Source organism: Streptomyces sp. NPDC107562, assembly GCF_055657325.1.
In genome coordinates, this window is sequence record NZ_JBVKBE010000002.1 from 380,090 (window position 1) to 395,598 (window position 15,509).

A 15,509-nucleotide genomic window follows, 5' to 3' on the forward strand; every position below is an offset into this window, starting at 1 on the left:
GCATCGGCGGCAGCCTCAGGCGCCCCGCAGACGCTTGGCGAACTCCGCTGCCGCGGCGCCCGGATCGTCCGCCTCGGTGATCGCGCGGACGACGACGGCCCTGCGGGCTCCCGCGTCGAGGACCTCGTCCAGGTTGCCGAGGTCGATGCCGCCGATGGCGAACCAGGGACGCTCGGTGCCGAGCGCCGCCGTGTACCGGACCAGGCCGAGACCGGGGGCGTGGCGGCCGGGCTTGGTGGGGGTGGGCCAGCAGGGGCCCGTGCAGAAGTAGTCGACGCCCTCCTGGACCGCCGCCGCCTCGGCCTCGGACTCCGCGTGCGTGGAGCGGCCCATGAGGACGTCGTCGCCGAGGATCGCCCGGGCCGCGGGGACGGGGAGGTCGCCCTGGCCGAGGTGGAGCACATGGGCGCCGGCGGCGTGGGCGACGTCCGCCCGGTCGTTGACCGCGAGCAGCTTGCCGTGCCGCGCGCAGGCGTCGGCGAAGACCTCCAGGTGGGCCAGCTCCTCCGCGGCCTCCATGCCCTTGTCGCGCAGCTGCACGATGTCGACCCCGCCGGCCAGCACGGCGTCCAGGAACGCGGGCAGGTCGCCCTGGCGCTGACGGGCGTCCGTGCACAGGTAGAGGCGGGCGTCGGCGAGCCGGGCGCGAGCGGTGGCGGCGGTGTCGGACATGGCTGGGTCCCCCCGTGGATCGGTACCTCTGGGCTGTGCCTGCCGGTGGCGTACGGGCCCCGCCGGGCGCGGTCGGCCGGGGGCCGGGGCCCTCGGACCACGGCCCGTACGCCGGTCAGGCTCTTTCGGTCGCGCAGGGATCAGACGGCGAGCGCCTGGGCCCGGCGCTTCACCTCCGTGCCGCGGTTCTCGCTGAGCGCCTGCGCGGGCGTGCCCGGCAGGCTCGGGTCGGGGGTGAAGAGCCACTCCAGCATCTCTTCGTCCGTGAAGCCGTCGTCCCGCAGGAGCGTCAGGGTCCCGGACAGGCCCTTGACCACCTTGTCCCCGTCGATGAAGGCGGCGGGGACGTGCAGCGCGCGGTTCTCACCGCGGCGCACTGCGATGAGCTGGCCCTCCTTGACCAGCTGCCGCACACGCGTCACCTCGACGCCGAGCATCTCGGCGATGTCGGGGAGGGTGAGCCAGGCGGGGACGAGAGCATCGATCTTTGCGTCAATCTCGGTCACGGGAACAAGCCTGCCATCCTCCACTGACAGTCGGAAGTCAGCCCCGCCCACCGACCCCGCCCACCTGCGACGACGCGTTACGCCGTGGCCGCCTTCAGGGGGCGTGCCGGGTCGGCCAGCAGCTCCGGGTCCATGACGGTCCCGGCCTCGATCAGCCGCCTGCCCTGCGCCAGGTCCCGCGGGCGGCCCACCGCGAGCAGCGCGGCCAGTCGGCCCTCGCGCAGCCAGCACACCGACCACGCGGGCCCGGCGGGGTCACCGCGCCACACGACGGCGTCGGCGGGCGCGTGGTGCCCGACGTACTGCACGAACCGCCCGAACTGCTCGGACCAGAAGTACGGCACCGGGTCGTAGACCTCCGGCGCCTCGCCGATGACGTTCGCCGCGACCGTGCGGGGGCCCTGCAGGGCGTTGTCCCAGTGGTGCACCATCAGCCGCTCGCCGTAGCGCCCCGAGGGGAAGGACGCGCAGTCGCCGACCGCGTAGACGTCCGGTACCGAGGTGCGCAGGTGATCGTCGGCGACCACCTCGCCGTACCAGCCGAGCTCGATGCCGGAGCCGGCCAGCCAGCGCGTGGCGGGCCGGGCGCCGATGCCGACCACGACGGCGCCGGCGGGCACCCGCGAGCCGTCGTCCAGGACGACGGCGCCGGGCTCGACACGCAGCACGCGCGCGTGGGTGCGCAGCACCGCGCCGCTGTCGGCGTACCAGGCGCTCATCGGCGCGGCCACCTCGGCGGGCAGCGCTCCGGCGAGCGGGCGTTCGGCGGCCTCGACGACCGTCACCGCGCAGCCGGCCTCCCGGGCGGCCGTGGCGAACTCCGCGCCGATCCAGCCCGCGCCGACGACCACGATGTCGTGCTGTCGGGCGAGCACCGGCCGCAGCCGCTCGGCGTCGTCCAGGGTGCGCAGCAGATGCACGCCGGGGACACCCTCCGCGCCCGGCAGGGTGACGGGCTCGGCGCCGGTGGCGAGGACCAGCACGTCGTAGGGCACCGGCCCGGACCCGGTGTCCAGCTCGTGGTCGGCGAGGCGGACGCCTGTCACCTCGCGCCCCAGGTGCAGCTCGATGCCGAGCGCCTCGAAGTCGACGTCGAAGGCGGAGCCCTCGGCCTTGCCGAGCAGGACCGCCTTGGACAGCGGCGGCCGGTCGTACGGCTGGTGGGGTTCGGCGCCGATCAGTGTCACGGTGCCGGTGAATCCCTGTTCCCGCAGGGCGACCGCGGTCTGCACCCCGGCCATGCCCGCGCCCACGACGACCACGCGCCGCGCCTGTGCCCTCGTCTGCTCGCTCACCTGATCACCATAGACAACTGACAGTTTGTCAGTAAGAGGGAGGCCCCGTGGCCTTCTGCACACCGCTAGCGGATCTGCTCGACCACGCTCGTCCCGCTGCCCGGCTGCGACTCCCACTCCCAGCTCTCCTCCAGCCGCACCCGCCCGTCGGGCAGCTCCACGACCGTCGAGACGCAGTGCCCCGAGGACGTCGTCCCGTCCCGCTTGAGCTGCACGTACCGGAAGTCCAGCCGGTCGCCCTCGCGGGTGCCGACCAGATAGCCCCGGACGACGTCCCCGCCGGCGTACTCGGCCCGGATCTCGCCGTCCTGCTCGTGGTACGTGAACCGGGTGCGCGTCCCCACCTGTCCCGGTGCCTGGTCGGCGACGGGGGCGAGGACGAGGCCGTCCAGAGAGCGGGGCATGCCGGGAGGCTCCCTTACAGAGGCGTGCGGGCAAGGGCTAGGGTGGCCACCGTAGAGCACTCGCGGGAGCCCGGACGCACCGGGCTGAGAGGGAGGCTGGCCGGCCTCCGACCGTACGAACCTGATCCGGGTCATGCCGGCGAAGGGAGGGGCTGAAGCCCGTGTCGTCCTCCGCACGTACGTCAGACGTCCTCGTCATCGGGGGCGGAATCATCGGCCTGGTCACGGCCTGGCGGGCCGCGCAACGCGGACTCGCCACCGCCGTGCTGGACCCCGAACCCGGCGGCGGCGCCGCCCAGGTGGCGGCCGGCATGCTGGCCGCCGTCACGGAACTCCACTACGGCGAGCAGACCCTGCTCGGTCTGAACCTCGCCTCGGCCCGCCGCTATCCGGACTTCGCGGCCGAGCTCACCGAGTGCACCGGGCAGGACCTCGGCTACCGCCGGTGCGGCACGCTTGCCGTCGCGCTGGACGCAGACGACCGCGCCCACCTGCGCGAACTGCATGCCCTGCAACAGCGGTCCGGGCTGGAGTCCGAGTGGCTGTCGGGCCGGGACTGCCGCCGCCTGGAGCCGATGCTCGCACCGGGTGTGCGCGGCGGGCTGCGGGTGGACGGCGACCACCAGATCGACCCGCGACGGCTCGCCGCCGCCCTGGTGACCGCCTGTGAGCGGGCGGGCGTGGTCTTCCACCGGGAGTGGGCGCAGCGGCTGCTGGTCGTCCGGGAGCGGGCGGCGGGCGTCGTCACGCGCGCCGGAACCGAGGTGGCCGCCGGGCGGGTGGTGCTGGCCGCCGGGAGTCTCAGCGGGCGGCTGGCGGGCGTGCCCGACGCCGTGGTGCCGCCGGTGCGGCCGGTGAAGGGGCAGGTCCTGCGGCTGACCGTGCCACCGGCGCACGCGCCGTTCCTGAGCCGCACCGTGCGCGCGATGGTGCGCGGGAGCCATGTCTACCTGGTGCCGCGAGAGAGCGGCGAGCTGGTCGTCGGCGCCACCAGCGAGGAACTGGGCTGGGACACCACGGTCACCGCCGGGGGCGTGTACGAGCTGCTGCGCGACGCGCACGAGCTGATCCCCGGCCTGACCGAGCTGCCCCTGACGGAGACCCGCGCGGGTCTGCGCCCCGCCTCGCCCGACAACGCGCCCCTGCTCGGCCCGACCGGACTCGACGGCCTGCTGCTGGCCACCGGCCACCACCGCAACGGCGTCCTGCTCACCCCGGTCACCGGTGACGTCATGGCACACGTCCTGACCACGGGTGAACTCCCGGACGAGGCCCGCCCCTTCACGCCGAAGCGCTTCAGCGCCGCACTCACGGAGCAGCCCGCATGATCATCTCCGTCAACGGGGAGCCCCGCCGGATCACCGACGGCACCGCTCTCGACGCCCTTGTCCGCAGTCTGACCGCGGCGCCCTCCGGTGTGGCGGCCGCCCTCAACGAAACCGTCGTCCCGCGCGCGCAGTGGCCCCTCACGCCCCTCTCCGAGGGTGACCGTGTCGAGGTCCTCACCGCCGTCCAAGGAGGCTGACCATGGCCGACGATCCCTTTGTCCTCGGGGGCACGACCTTCACCTCGCGGCTGATCATGGGCACCGGGGGCGCGCCCAGCCTGGACGTGCTGGAGCGCGCGCTGGTCGCCTCCGGGACCGAGCTGACCACCGTCGCGATGCGGCGCGTCAACCCCGATGTGCACGGCTCCGTGCTGTCGGTGCTGGACAGGCTCGGCATCCGGGTGCTGCCCAACACGGCCGGCTGCTTCACGGCCGGTGAGGCCGTGCTGACGGCCCGGCTCGCGCGCGAGGCGCTCGGCACCGACCTGGTCAAGCTGGAGGTCATCGCCGACGAGCGCACCCTGCTGCCCGACCCGATCGAGCTGCTGGACGCCGCGGAGACGCTGGTGGACGACGGATTCACGGTGCTGCCGTACACCAACGACGACCCCGTGCTGGCGCGCAGGCTCGAGGACGTGGGGTGTGCCGCGATCATGCCGCTCGGCTCGCCGATCGGTTCCGGGCTCGGCATCCGCAACCCGCACAACTTCCAGCTGATCGTCGAGCACGCGCGCGTGCCGGTGATCCTGGACGCCGGGGCCGGTACGGCCTCGGACGCGGCGTTCGCGATGGAGCTGGGGTGCGCGGGTGTGATGCTCGCCTCAGCCGTGACCCGGGCGCAGGAGCCGGTGCTGATGGCCGCCGCCATGCGCGGCGCCGTCGAGGCGGGGCGGCTGGCCCGGCGCGCGGGGCGCATCCCCCGGCGGCACTTCGCGGAGGCCTCGTCGCCCGTGGCGGGGATGGCCGCGCTGGACCCGGAGCGGCCCGCCTTCGGGTGATCCCCTATCACGTGGCCGGGGGCGGGCACGTCGGACACGTCACAGGTCCGTCGCAGTACCGCCCCGATGCCACGCGAACCGGCGAGCGGTGTCGGTGACGGCTCGTACACTCGCCTGCGTGGACACGACCCTTCAAGACCCTCTGGTCGGGCAACTGCTCGACGGCCGTTACCGCGTCGACGCGCGGATCGCGGTCGGCGGGATGGCCACGGTCTACCGAGCCGTGGACACCCGCCTCGACCGCGTTCTCGCGCTCAAGGTGATGCATCCGACCCTGGCGGCCGACGGCTCCTTCGTCGAGCGCTTCATCCGCGAGGCCAAGTCGGTGGCCCGGCTCGCCCACCCCAATGTCGTCCAGGTGTTCGACCAGGGGGCGGACGGGTCGTACGTCTACCTGGCCATGGAGTACGTCTCCGGGTGCACCCTGCGGGACGTGCTGCGCGAGCGCGGCGCGCTGCAGCCACGGGCCGCGCTGGACATCCTGGAGCCGGTCCTGGCCGCGCTGGGCGCCGCCCACCGCGCCGGGTTCGTGCACCGGGACATGAAGCCGGAGAACGTCCTCATAGGGGACGACGGCCGGGTCAAGGTCGCCGACTTCGGGCTCGTGCGGTCCGTGGACACGGTCACCCAGACCACCGGGTCGGTCCTCGGCACCGTCTCCTACCTCGCCCCCGAGCAGATCGAGCACGGCAGCGCCGATCCCCGCGTCGATGTGTACGCCTGCGGTGTGGTGCTCTACGAGATGCTGACCGGCGGCAAGCCGCACACGGGGGACTCCCCCGCCCAGGTGCTCTACCGGCATGTGCACGAGGACGTCCCGCCGCCCTCGGCGGCCGTGCCCGGACTGGCGTACGAGCTGGACGAACTGGTCGCCGCGGCGACCGCCCGCATGCCGGACCTGCGCCCGTACGACGCCGTGGCGCTGCTCGCACGGGTCCGTGAGGCGCGGGCCGCGCTCGGTGCCGAGGCGCTCGACATGGTGCCCCCGCAGGCGGTGGCCGCGGAGCACGACAACGCCGACGACCGGACCAGCGTCATCCCGCGCGCGCTGACCGCGCTGCGGCAGCTGCCGGTGAACGAGGACGACGACGAGTCCCGTTACCACAGGACCAGCCGGCTGGAGTCGGCACCCCTGGACACCCCGCACCGCCCGCCTCGCCCCCGGCGCACGCTCGTCACGCTCGTCGCCTCGGTCCTGCTGGCCCTGGGCCTCGGGGTGGGCGTCTGGTACATCAACTCCGGCCAGTTCACCGAGGTCCCCCCGCTGCTGGCGAAGACCGAGGCGCAGGCCGAGGACCGGCTCGCGGACGCCGGCCTGGAGGTCGGGCAGGTCAAGCACGCCTACAGCGACACGGTGAAGCGGGGCACGGTGATCAGCACCGATCCGGCGCCGGGCGCCCGGATCCGGCACAACGACTCCGTGACGCTGACGGTCTCCGACGGCCCCGAGACGGTGAAGGTGCCCGACCTCTCGGGCTACCGGCTGGACAAGGCGCGCACCGTCCTCAAGGACGGCGGTCTGGAGCCGGGCATGGTGACCCGGGAGTTCAGCGAGGACGTCCCGAAGGGCTTCGTGATCAGCTCGGACCCGGCGACGGACACCGAGACGCGGGCCGGCACGGCGATCGCGCTCACCGTCAGCAAGGGCGCTCCCGTCGACATCCCGGACGTCACCGGCAGCGGCCCGGGCGAGGCCAGGGAGCAGCTGCTGGAGGCGGGTCTGAAGGTGCGGGTCGCCGCGGAGCGGATCAACTCCGAGCACGAGGCGGGTCAGGTCGCCCGGCAGGACCCGGGCCCAGGCGGCGAGGCCGCCGAGGGCGACACGGTGACGCTGACGCTCTCCAAGGGCCCCGAGATGATCGAGGTCCCGGACGTGGTGGGCGACAGCGTGGACGAGGCCAAGCGCGAGCTGGAGAGCGCCGGCTTCGAGGTCGAGGAGGACCGCGGACTGCTCGGCCTGTTCGGCGACACCGTGCGCAAGCAGTCGGTGAAGGGCGGCGAGACCGCGCCCAAGGGGTCGACGATCACGCTCCAGATCCGCTGACAGGGGCGCTCGGGGCGCGTGACACCCTGAACGGGTGAAGAGTCAGCACCCCGACCCCTCCCGCAACCCCGTCGGCGGGCACGTCCCCGTCGCCGGCGGCCTGCACTCCGTGGGCCTCACCTACGCCCACGACCTGAAGGCCGAGGCCGTGCAGGTCTTCGTGGCCAACCCGCGCGGCTGGGCCACGCCGGCCGGTGACCCGCGGCAGGACGAGGCGTTCCGCGCGGCGTGCGCCGAGGAGTCGGTCCCGGCCTACGTGCACGCGCCGTACCTGATCAACTTCGGCTCGCACACGGAGGCCACCGCCGAGCTGTCGGTACGGTCGCTGCGGCACTCGGTGCGGCGCGGGCGGGCCATCGGCGCGCTCGGGGTCGTCGTGCACACCGGAAGCGCGACCGGCGGCCGGGAGCGGTCGGTGGCGCTGCGCCAGGTGCGGGAGTACCTGCTGCCGCTGCTCGACGAGCTCACCGACGACGACCCGTACGTCCTGCTGGAGTCCACGGCGGGCCAGGGCGCCTCGCTGTGCTCACGCACCTGGGACTTCGGGCCGTACTTCGAGGCCCTGGACGCCCACCCGAAGCTGGGCGTCTGCCTCGACACCTGCCACATCTTCGCCGCCGGGCACGACCTGACCGGACCGGACGGCATGCACCAGACGCTGGACCTGCTGGTCGGCACCGTCGGTGCGGGCCGTCTGAGGCTGATCCACGCCAACGACTCCAAGGACCTGGTCGGGGCCCACAAGGACCGGCACGAGAACATCGGCGCCGGCCACATCGGCGAGGACCCGTTCCGCGCCCTGATGACCCACCCCGCGACCGAGGGCGTACCCCTCATCATCGAGACGCCCGGCGGCAAGGAGGGGCACGCGGCGGACGTGGAGCGGCTGAAGAAGCTACGGGACGGCTGAGGAACCGGGGACCGGGGACCGGCCGGGAACGTCGTCCCCGCCGAACCGTCCCCGCACGTTCCTGGAATACCCCCGGGGGGTATATGGTTCCTGCTCGTGTTCCCGCTCGTCGCGGGAACCCTCACCGACACAGGGGGCACGAATGCAGCACGCCGACGCACACGCACACCACGCCCACACCCCGTCCGGCTGGCCCATGGCCGTGCAGGCGACCCTGCACTGCCTCACCGGCTGTGCCATCGGCGAGGTGCTCGGCATGGTCATCGGCACCGCGCTCGGCTGGGGCGACATGGCGACCCTGGCCCTGGCGATCGTGCTGGCCTTCTTCTTCGGCTACGCCCTGACCCTGCGCGGGGTGCTCAAGGCGGGCGTCGGCCTGCGGTCCGGCATCCGGGTGGCGCTGGCCGCGGACACACTGTCGATCGCCGTGATGGAACTGGTCGACAACGGCGTGATCGCGTTCTGGCCGGGCGCGATGGACGCGGGACTGGACACCGCGCTCTTCTGGGTCGTCCTGGCGATCGCCCTCGCGGTCGCCTTCGTGGTCACGGTCCCGGTCAACAAGTGGATGATCGGGCGGGGCAAGGGCCACGCGGTGGTGCACCGGTACCACCACTGAGCCGTCAGAGCTCAGGGCCCTCCCCGGGCTCCTCCTGGTAGGAGTAGCGCTGCTCCTGCCAGGGGTCGCCGATGTTGTGGTACCCGCGCTCCTCCCAGAAGCCGCGGCGGTCGGCGGTCATGTACTCCACGCCGCGCACCCACTTGGGGCCTTTCCAGGCGTACAGGTGCGGCACGATCAGGCGGAGCGGGAAGCCGTGCTCGGCGGTGAGCAGCTCGCCGTCCTTGTGGGTCGCGAAGATCGCGCGCTGCGAGGTGAAGTCCGCGAGCCGCAGATTGGAGCTGAAGCCGTACTCCGCCCACACCATCACATGGGTGACGTTCGAGGCGGGCGGCGCGAGGTCCACGACGGTCCGGGCGGGGATCCCGCCCCACTCCGCGCCGAGCATGCTGAACTTGGTGACGCAGTGCAGGTCGGCCGTCACGGAGGTGTACGGCAGAGCCGTGAACTCCTCGTGGGTCCAGCAGTGCTTGTCCCCGTCGGCGGTGGCGCCGAAGACCCTGAACTCCCAGCGCTCGGGCCGGAACTTGGGCACCGGGCCGTAGTGCGTGACCGGCCATCCGCGCTGCACTCGCTGCCCCGGCGGGAGCTCGAACGATGCCGTCGCTGCCGATGCGCGCTCCTTCGGGTGACCCATGACTCCATCCTGACAGACGGTGGACGGTACACAGGACCAGCCTCGTGCCGAAGCGGACGACTCGAACAATCCGGTCAAGCGTGACCAAGCATGCACTTACTTACTAAGTACGCACTTACTGGACGATCTTCGACACCCGGTGCAATCATGCGGCGCAACCTCCAGTTTCGACCTCCCGACGTGGAAGGAGCCCCTTCATGCAGGGCGACCCCGAGGTGCTCGAACTGCTCAACGAGCAGCTGACCGCCGAGCTGACCGCGATCAACCAGTACTTCCTGCACTCCAAGCTGCAGGACCACAAGGGGTGGACGAAGCTCGCCAAGTACACCCGGGACGAGTCCTTCGACGAGATGCGGCACGCAGAGGTGCTGACGGACCGCATCCTGCTGCTGGACGGGCTGCCCAACTACCAGCGGCTGTTCCACGTCAGCGTCGGCCAGACGGTGACCGAGATGTTCCAGGCGGACCGGCAGATCGAGGTCGAGGCCATCGACCGGCTGCGGCGGGGTGTGGAGGTCATGCGCGCCAAGGGCGACGCGACCTCGGCCAACATCTTCGAGGCAATCCTCGCCGACGAGGAGCACCACATCGACTACCTGGACACCCAGCTCGAACTGATCGACAAGCTGGGCGAGTCGCTCTATCTGTCGACCCTGATCGAGCAGAGCCAGCCGGACGCCTCCGGGCCGGGCACGGGCGGTTTCTCCACCCACTAGCGCCGGGGCTCAGGCGGCCTCGGCGGTCACCTGCGCCACGTCGGTCAGGGGCGACCTGCCCTGCTCGGCCAGCTCCCGGCGCGGGCAGCCGCCGCGACCGAGGAGCGCCTGGATCCGGCGTACACAGCCGCCGCAGTCCGTGCCCGCCTTGCAGGCCGAGGCGATCTGGCGAGGGGTGCAGGCACCGTCCTCCGCGTGCTTCTTGACCTGCTGCTCGGTGACACCGAAGCAACTGCAGACGTACACGCGGTTCACCTCCCGCCGGGTCGGTTCGTGGTGCCCTCCCCGTGAGTCGGTGAGGCTAACCTAACCTTACCCGGCGCATCCGAGCGGCAAAAGTGGAGGGGCGCGGATCATCTGTGATCCGCGCCCCATCGCGTGCGCCGACGGCAGCCGGTTCCGGCCGCCGGGCCCCTACTGGTCCCGGTACATCTCCGCGACCAGGAACGCCAGGTCGAGCGACTGGCTGCGGTTCAGTCGCGGGTCGCAGGCCGTCTCGTAGCGCTGGTGCAGATCGTCGACGAAGATCTCGTCGCCGCCGCCCACGCACTCGGTGACGTCGTCACCGGTGAGCTCGACATGGATGCCGCCCGGGTGCGTCCCGAGCCCCTTGTGCACCTCGAAGAAGCCCTTGACCTCGTCGAGCACGTCGTCGAAGCGGCGGGTCTTGTGGCCGGAGGCCGCCTCGAAGGTGTTGCCGTGCATCGGGTCGGTCACCCACGCCACCACCGCGCCGGACGCCGTGACCTTCTCGACCAGCTCGGGCAGCCGGTCGCGGATCTTGTCGGCGCCCATCCGGACGATGAAGGTCAGCCGGCCGGGCTCCCGCTCGGGGTCGAGGCGCTCGATGTACTGCAGCGCCTCCTCCGGCGTGGTCGTCGGGCCGAGCTTGATGCCGATCGGGTTGCGGATCTTCGAGGCGAACTCGATGTGCGCGTGGTCCAGCTGCCGGGTGCGCTCACCGATCCACACCATGTGGCCCGAGACGTCGTACAGCTGACCGGTGCGCGAGTCGACGCGGGTGAGCGCGGACTCGTAGTCGAGCAGCAGCGCCTCGTGCGAGGAGAAGAACTCGACGGTCTTGAACTCCTCCGGGTCGGCCCCGCAGGCGTGCATGAAGCTGAGCGCGTTGTCGATCTCGCGGGCGAGCTGCTCGTAGCGCTGGCCGGAGGGGGACGACTTCACGAAGTCCTGGTTCCAGGCGTGCACCTGGCGCAGGTCGGCGTAGCCGCCGGTGGTGAAGGCGCGAACCAGGTTCAGCGTGGAGGCGGACGCGTGGTACATCCGCTTCAGCCGCTCGGGGTCCGGGACGCGCGCCGCCTCGGTGAAGTCGAAGCCGTTGACGGAGTCGCCCCGGTAGGTCGGCAGCGTCACGCCGTCGCGGGTCTCGGTCGGCTTGGAGCGCGGCTTGGAGTACTGGCCGGCGATCCGGCCCACCTTCACCACGGGCACGGACGCGGCGTACGTCAGCACGGCGCCCATCTGGAGCAGGGTCTTGAGCTTGCTGCGGATCTGGTCCGCGGACACCGCGTCGAAGGCCTCGGCGCAGTCGCCACCCTGGAGGAGGAACGCCTCTCCCTTGGCGACGGCCGCCATCCGGGCGCGCAGCTGGTCGCACTCGCCCGCGAAGACGAGCGGCGGATACGACTCGAGGTCCGCGATCACTGCGCGCAGAGCCTCGGTGTCGGGGTACTCGGGCTGCTGCGCCGCGGGCAGGTCTCGCCAGGTGTTGCCAGCGCTCGCGCTGGTCTTAGCGTTCACGGTCACAACCTCAACACTACGGGGTGCCGTGCGGCCGTCCTGCCCGCCGCCCAGGAAATGAGACACGGGGGACGCTCCGTGGACATGGGGTAAGGTGCGGCACATGCACGCGCACTCGATCCAGAACTGGTGGTGGACCGCTTCCTCGGCGGCCCACTGACTGCGCGTACGCAAGACTTCGCGAAGGCCGCCCGAGGGGCGGCCTTCTGCGTGTGCGGAGCCCGTTCCTCGAACCGATCACCTTGACGGAAGAGGAACCATGGACCTGGCACAGCTCGCGCACGGCGACCGCCCCTTCGCCCTGCTCCGCCGCCGCACCCCGGGCCACCACCACGACACCGTGGAACTGCTGCTCGGACCGGTGACCGCCTACGACCGCCTCGCCGACCTCCCCGGGGAGAGCCTCGCGCTCGTCCCGCACCGGCAGATCCGCGAGCGCGGATTCGACGTCCGCGACGACGGCACTCCCCTGCTGGCGCTCACCCCCGAGGAGACGTACGGCATCCCGCTCGCCGAGGCGCTGCGCCAGCTGCCGGCGCACGAGGTGCGCGTCGAGGGCGGCGGCTTCGACGTCGGGGACGAGGAGTACGCCGGGATCGTCGGGCGGGTGCTGCGGGAGGAGATCGGGCGGGGCGAGGGCGCCAACTTCGTCATCCGGCGGACGTACGAGGGGCGGATCCAGGGGTTCGGCCGGGCCGACGCGCTGGCGCTGTTCCGGCGGCTGCTGGTCGGGGAGCGGGGCGCGTACTGGACGTTCCTGGTGCACACCGGGGAGCGGACCCTCGTGGGGGCCAGCCCCGAGGTGCACGTGCGGATGTCGGGCGGCACCGTCGTCATGAACCCGATCAGCGGGACGTACCGCTATCCCGCCGAGGGACCCACCCCGGAGCACCTGCTCGCCTTCCTCGCCGACGGCAAGGAGATCGAGGAGCTGTCGATGGTCGTCGACGAGGAGCTCAAGATGATGTGCGCGGTCGGCGACATGGGCGGCGTGGTGGTCGGGCCGCGGCTGAAGGAGATGGCGCACCTCGCGCACACCGAGTACGAGCTGCGCGGCCGGTCCTCCCTGGACGTGCGGGAGGTGCTCAAGGAGACCATGTTCGCGGCGACCGTCACCGGCTCGCCGGTGCAGAACGCCTGCCGGGTCGTCGAACGGCACGAGGTCGGCGGGCGCGGCTACTACGGCGGAGCCCTGGCGCTCCTCGGCCGGGACTCCGGCGGGGCGCAGACCCTTGACTCCCCCATCCTGATCCGCACCGCCGACGTCGACGCGGCCGGACGGCTGCGGGTACCGGTGGGCGCCACGCTCGTGCGCGGCTCGGACCCGGCGGGTGAGGTCGCGGAGACACACGCCAAGGCGGCGGGGGTGCTGGCGGCGTTGGGCGTGCGCGACGGGCGGCCGCGTGCGCGCGCCGCGCGGCCGGTGCTGGCCGACGACCCCCGGGTGCGGGCGGCGCTGGACGGGCGCCGGGCGTCCCTCGCGCCGTTCTGGCTGCGGATGCAGGAGCCGACCGCGGACCTCACGGGCCACGCCCTGGTCGTGGACGGGGAGGACACCTTCACGGTGATGCTCGCGCACGTGCTGCGCTCCTCGGGACTGACCGTCACCGTCCGCCGCTACGACGAGCCCGGACTGCGCGCGGCCGTGCGCGCGCACGACGGGCCCCTCGTCATCGGGCCCGGCCCCGGCGACCCGTCCGACCTGGGCGATCCGAAGATGCGCCTGCTGCGGGAGCTGACCGCCGAGGTGCTGCGCGACCGTCGGCAGGGGGTGCTGGGCGTGTGCCTCGGGCACGAGCTGATCGCGGCGGAGCTGGGGCTGGACATCGTGCGCAAGGAGGTGCCCTACCAGGGGGCGCAGACGACGGTCGACCTGTTCGGCAGGGCCGAGACCGTCGGCTTCTACAACAGCTTCGTGGCGCACTGCGACGACGGCGCGGCGGCGGAGCTGGCCGCGCACGGCATCGAGGTCGCCCGCGGCGGCTCCGGGGAGGTGCACGCGCTGCGCGGCCCCGGGTTCGCCGGGGTGCAGTTCCACCCGGAGTCGGTGCTGACGCTGGACGGCGCCGGCATCCTGCGCGAGCTGATCGGTCAGCTCCGCGGCACCAGGACGTTCTCCGAGCGGCGGCCGGCGAGGTAGTCGAGGACGTTGCGCACCGTGGCGTCGACGATCTGGCCGAAGCCGTGCGCGATGTCGCGGCCCGTCAGTCCGTCGAGGCGGAAGTCGAAGTCGCGGGTGCGGATGGAGGCCCGCACGACGCGCCGGTTGACGGCCAGGGCGAGGGTCCAGGCGAACTCGGCGACCGCGTGCGGGGAGTAGTACGACACCCGGGCCCCGGTGATGCCGAGCCGCTCGGCGACGTCGAGGTCGTGTCCTCGGTGAGGAAGACGCCCGGACAGTGGACGTCGTGGTGGCCCCGGAACGCCCGCTCGATCAGGGGCTTCTCGTCGGCCTGCACGCCGAGGGCCAAGATCCGTGTGCAGTACGGGTACGGGCCGATATACGGCCCGTACCCGTACGACGCCGGTCAGCCGAAGAAGACCCCGACCTCCTCGTACAGCGTGAGGTCGACCGTCTTCAGGCGGGCCGTGGCGGCGGCGATCGGCACCCGGACGATGTCGGTACCGCGCAGGGCGACCATCGAGCCGAAGTCCCCCTCGCGGACGCAGTCGATGGCGTGCAGGCCGAAGCGGGTGGCGAGCCAGCGGTCGAAGGCGCTGGGCGTGCCGCCGCGCTGGACGTGCCCGAGGACCGTCGTGCGGGCCTCCTTGCCGGTGCGCCGCTCGATCTCCTTGGCCAGCCACTCGCCGACCCCGGACAGTCGCACGTGCCCGAAGGAGTCGAGGGAGGTGTCCTTGAGCACCATGTCGCCGTCCTTGGGCATGGCACCCTCGGCGACGACGACGATCGGCGCGTAGGACGCCTTGAACCGGGACGTCACCCAGGCGCACACCTGGTCGACGTCGAAGCGCTGCTCGGGGATGAGGATGACGTTGGCGCCGCCGGCCAGGCCCGAGTGGATGGCGATCCAGCCGGTGTGCCGGCCCATCACCTCGACCACCAGGACACGCATATGGGACTCGGCGGTGGTGTGCAGGCGGTCGATCGCCTCGGTCGCGATGCCGACGGCGGTGTCGAAGCCGAAGGTGTAGTCGGTGGCGGACAGGTCGTTGTCTATCGTCTTCGGGACGCCGACGCAGGGCACGCCGTAGTCGTCGGACAGGCGCGCGGCGACACCCAGGGTGTCCTCGCCGCCGATCACGACGAGCGCGTCGACCTCCTGCTTGGCGAGGTTCTCCTTGATCCGGGCGACGCCGTTCTCGTGCTGGAACGGGTTGGTGCGCGAGGAGCCGAGGATGGTGCCGCCACGGGGCAGGATGCCCCGCACGGCCGGGATGTCGAGGCGCATGAGGTCGCCTTCGAGCGGACCGCGCCAGCCGTCCCGGAAACCGACGAAGTCGTAGCCGTACTCCTGCACGCCCTTGCGGACGATGCCCCGGATGACGGCGTTGAGCCCGGGGCAGTCGCCGCCTCCGGTCAGTACTCCGACCCGCATGGAAATGTCCCTTCGCCGCGGTTGCCGTGTGCCGTACGAGCACGCTAATGGTGACTCAGGTCA

Annotated in this window: 17 protein-coding genes, 1 pseudogene and 1 riboswitch; of the genes and pseudogenes, 9 read left to right on the forward strand and 9 right to left on the reverse strand. The window is 72.3% G+C overall.

Annotated elements, in window-relative coordinates; all coding sequences use genetic code 11:
- Positions 1-15: 15 nt before the first annotated feature.
- The 4 genes from thiE to ACZ7LV_RS07545 form a co-directional block, all read right to left on the reverse strand.
- Positions 16-672, reverse strand: a complete 657-nt coding sequence (thiE, locus tag ACZ7LV_RS07530; protein WP_471936746.1) for a thiamine phosphate synthase — start codon at positions 670-672, stop codon at positions 16-18.
- Between the two features lie 140 nt (positions 673-812).
- On the reverse strand, positions 813-1,178 hold the full coding sequence (locus ACZ7LV_RS07535; RefSeq protein WP_004001914.1) for an Rv2175c family DNA-binding protein: 366 nt from the start codon (positions 1,176-1,178) through the stop codon (positions 813-815).
- A gap of 77 nt (positions 1,179-1,255) precedes the next feature.
- Positions 1,256-2,419, reverse strand: a complete 1,164-nt coding sequence (locus ACZ7LV_RS07540) for an NAD(P)/FAD-dependent oxidoreductase (RefSeq protein WP_471937781.1) — start codon at positions 2,417-2,419, stop codon at positions 1,256-1,258.
- 119 nt (positions 2,420-2,538) lie between these two features.
- Positions 2,539-2,877, reverse strand: coding sequence for an avidin-fold protein (locus ACZ7LV_RS07545; RefSeq protein ID WP_401676445.1), 339 nt, complete (start codon positions 2,875-2,877; stop codon positions 2,539-2,541).
- Between the two features lie 52 nt (positions 2,878-2,929).
- Positions 2,930-3,042, forward strand: a riboswitch (TPP riboswitch).
- On the opposite strand from ACZ7LV_RS07545, the gene thiO reads away from it, so the two are divergent.
- From thiO to ACZ7LV_RS07575, 6 genes are all read left to right on the forward strand, one after another.
- Positions 3,039-4,205: a glycine oxidase ThiO gene (thiO, locus tag ACZ7LV_RS07550; protein ID WP_471936748.1), complete on the forward strand. Its 1,167-nt coding sequence runs from the start codon at positions 3,039-3,041 to the stop codon at positions 4,203-4,205. (Overlaps the previous riboswitch by 4 nt.)
- Positions 4,202-4,402 (forward strand): sulfur carrier protein ThiS, encoded by a 201-nt coding sequence (thiS, locus tag ACZ7LV_RS07555; RefSeq protein ID WP_471936750.1) that lies wholly within the window; start codon positions 4,202-4,204, stop codon positions 4,400-4,402. The genes thiO and thiS overlap by 4 nt, the downstream gene beginning before the upstream one ends.
- A 2-nt stretch (positions 4,403-4,404) precedes the next feature.
- Positions 4,405-5,202, forward strand: a complete 798-nt coding sequence (locus ACZ7LV_RS07560) for a thiazole synthase (RefSeq protein WP_401676448.1) — start codon at positions 4,405-4,407, stop codon at positions 5,200-5,202.
- 118 nt (positions 5,203-5,320) lie between these two features.
- The gene (pknB, locus tag ACZ7LV_RS07565; protein ID WP_471936752.1) at positions 5,321-7,246 is read left to right on the forward strand and encodes a Stk1 family PASTA domain-containing Ser/Thr kinase; all 1,926 of its coding nucleotides are present in this window, start codon (positions 5,321-5,323) and stop codon (positions 7,244-7,246) included.
- Positions 7,247-7,280: 34 nt separating this feature from the next.
- Positions 7,281-8,156: a deoxyribonuclease IV gene (locus ACZ7LV_RS07570; RefSeq protein ID WP_471936754.1), complete on the forward strand. Its 876-nt coding sequence runs from the start codon at positions 7,281-7,283 to the stop codon at positions 8,154-8,156.
- Positions 8,157-8,298: 142 nt separating this feature from the next.
- Entirely contained in the window at positions 8,299-8,775 is a 477-nt protein-coding gene (locus ACZ7LV_RS07575; protein WP_471936756.1) for a DUF4396 domain-containing protein, read from the forward strand.
- A gap of 4 nt (positions 8,776-8,779) precedes the next feature.
- On the opposite strand, the gene ACZ7LV_RS07580 is transcribed toward ACZ7LV_RS07575, so the two are convergent.
- Entirely contained in the window at positions 8,780-9,412 is a 633-nt protein-coding gene (locus ACZ7LV_RS07580; protein WP_471936758.1) for a sulfite oxidase-like oxidoreductase, read from the reverse strand.
- Between the two features lie 197 nt (positions 9,413-9,609).
- Here ACZ7LV_RS07580 and bfr point away from each other — a divergent pair, with 197 nt between their 5' ends.
- Positions 9,610-10,128, forward strand: coding sequence for a bacterioferritin (gene bfr / locus ACZ7LV_RS07585; protein ID WP_385388627.1), 519 nt, complete (start codon positions 9,610-9,612; stop codon positions 10,126-10,128).
- Between the two features lie 9 nt (positions 10,129-10,137).
- Here bfr and ACZ7LV_RS07590 read toward each other — a convergent pair whose 3' ends face one another.
- Both ACZ7LV_RS07590 and ACZ7LV_RS07595 read right to left on the reverse strand, forming a co-directional pair.
- Complete coding sequence (locus ACZ7LV_RS07590; RefSeq protein ID WP_471936760.1) at positions 10,138-10,383, reverse strand: (2Fe-2S)-binding protein; 246 nt, start codon at positions 10,381-10,383, stop codon at positions 10,138-10,140.
- 159 nt (positions 10,384-10,542) lie between these two features.
- On the reverse strand, positions 10,543-11,895 hold the full coding sequence (locus tag ACZ7LV_RS07595; protein ID WP_471936762.1) for a class II 3-deoxy-7-phosphoheptulonate synthase: 1,353 nt from the start codon (positions 11,893-11,895) through the stop codon (positions 10,543-10,545).
- Between the two features lie 97 nt (positions 11,896-11,992).
- Between ACZ7LV_RS07595 and ACZ7LV_RS07600 the strand changes: the two genes are divergently transcribed.
- Together ACZ7LV_RS07600 and ACZ7LV_RS07605 are read left to right on the forward strand one after the other, a co-directional pair.
- On the forward strand, positions 11,993-12,049 hold the full coding sequence (locus tag ACZ7LV_RS07600; RefSeq protein WP_401676569.1) for a trp operon leader peptide: 57 nt from the start codon (positions 11,993-11,995) through the stop codon (positions 12,047-12,049).
- Between the two features lie 99 nt (positions 12,050-12,148).
- Positions 12,149-14,029: an anthranilate synthase family protein gene (locus ACZ7LV_RS07605; RefSeq protein ID WP_471936764.1), complete on the forward strand. Its 1,881-nt coding sequence runs from the start codon at positions 12,149-12,151 to the stop codon at positions 14,027-14,029.
- A gap of 41 nt (positions 14,030-14,070) precedes the next feature.
- On the opposite strand, the pseudogene ACZ7LV_RS07610 reads toward ACZ7LV_RS07605, so the two are convergent.
- Together ACZ7LV_RS07610 and ACZ7LV_RS07615 are read right to left on the reverse strand one after the other, a co-directional pair.
- Positions 14,071-14,390 (reverse strand): annotated as a pseudogene (locus ACZ7LV_RS07610) (2-hydroxyacid dehydrogenase); the annotation flags it as partial.
- A 27-nt stretch (positions 14,391-14,417) separates the two neighbouring features.
- Positions 14,418-15,446 carry a 6-phosphofructokinase gene (locus ACZ7LV_RS07615; protein WP_471936766.1) on the reverse strand — a complete coding sequence of 343 codons (1,029 nt, stop codon included), beginning with the start codon at positions 15,444-15,446 and terminating at the stop codon, positions 14,418-14,420.
- Between the last annotated feature and the right edge of the window lie 63 nt (positions 15,447-15,509).

What these genes read in the sequence shown, in the direction of transcription:
- ACZ7LV_RS07605 (WP_471936764.1), top strand. Translation starts at nt 12,149, where the DNA reads ATGGACCTGGCACAGCTCGCGCACGGCGACCGCCCCTTCGCCCTGCTC.
- ACZ7LV_RS07545 (WP_401676445.1), bottom strand. Translation starts at nt 2,877, where the DNA reads ATGCCCCGCTCTCTGGACGGCCTCGTCCTCGCCCCCGTCGCCGACCAG.
- thiS (WP_471936750.1), top strand. Translation starts at nt 4,202, where the DNA reads ATGATCATCTCCGTCAACGGGGAGCCCCGCCGGATCACCGACGGCACC.
- ACZ7LV_RS07615 (WP_471936766.1), bottom strand. Translation starts at nt 15,446, where the DNA reads ATGCGGGTCGGAGTACTGACCGGAGGCGGCGACTGCCCCGGGCTCAAC.
- thiE (WP_471936746.1), bottom strand. Translation starts at nt 672, where the DNA reads ATGTCCGACACCGCCGCCACCGCTCGCGCCCGGCTCGCCGACGCCCGC.
- ACZ7LV_RS07580 (WP_471936758.1), bottom strand. Translation starts at nt 9,412, where the DNA reads ATGGGTCACCCGAAGGAGCGCGCATCGGCAGCGACGGCATCGTTCGAG.
- bfr (WP_385388627.1), top strand. Translation starts at nt 9,610, where the DNA reads ATGCAGGGCGACCCCGAGGTGCTCGAACTGCTCAACGAGCAGCTGACC.
- ACZ7LV_RS07540 (WP_471937781.1), bottom strand. Translation starts at nt 2,419, where the DNA reads ATGGCCGGGGTGCAGACCGCGGTCGCCCTGCGGGAACAGGGATTCACC.
- ACZ7LV_RS07560 (WP_401676448.1), top strand. Translation starts at nt 4,405, where the DNA reads ATGGCCGACGATCCCTTTGTCCTCGGGGGCACGACCTTCACCTCGCGG.
- ACZ7LV_RS07575 (WP_471936756.1), top strand. Translation starts at nt 8,299, where the DNA reads ATGCAGCACGCCGACGCACACGCACACCACGCCCACACCCCGTCCGGC.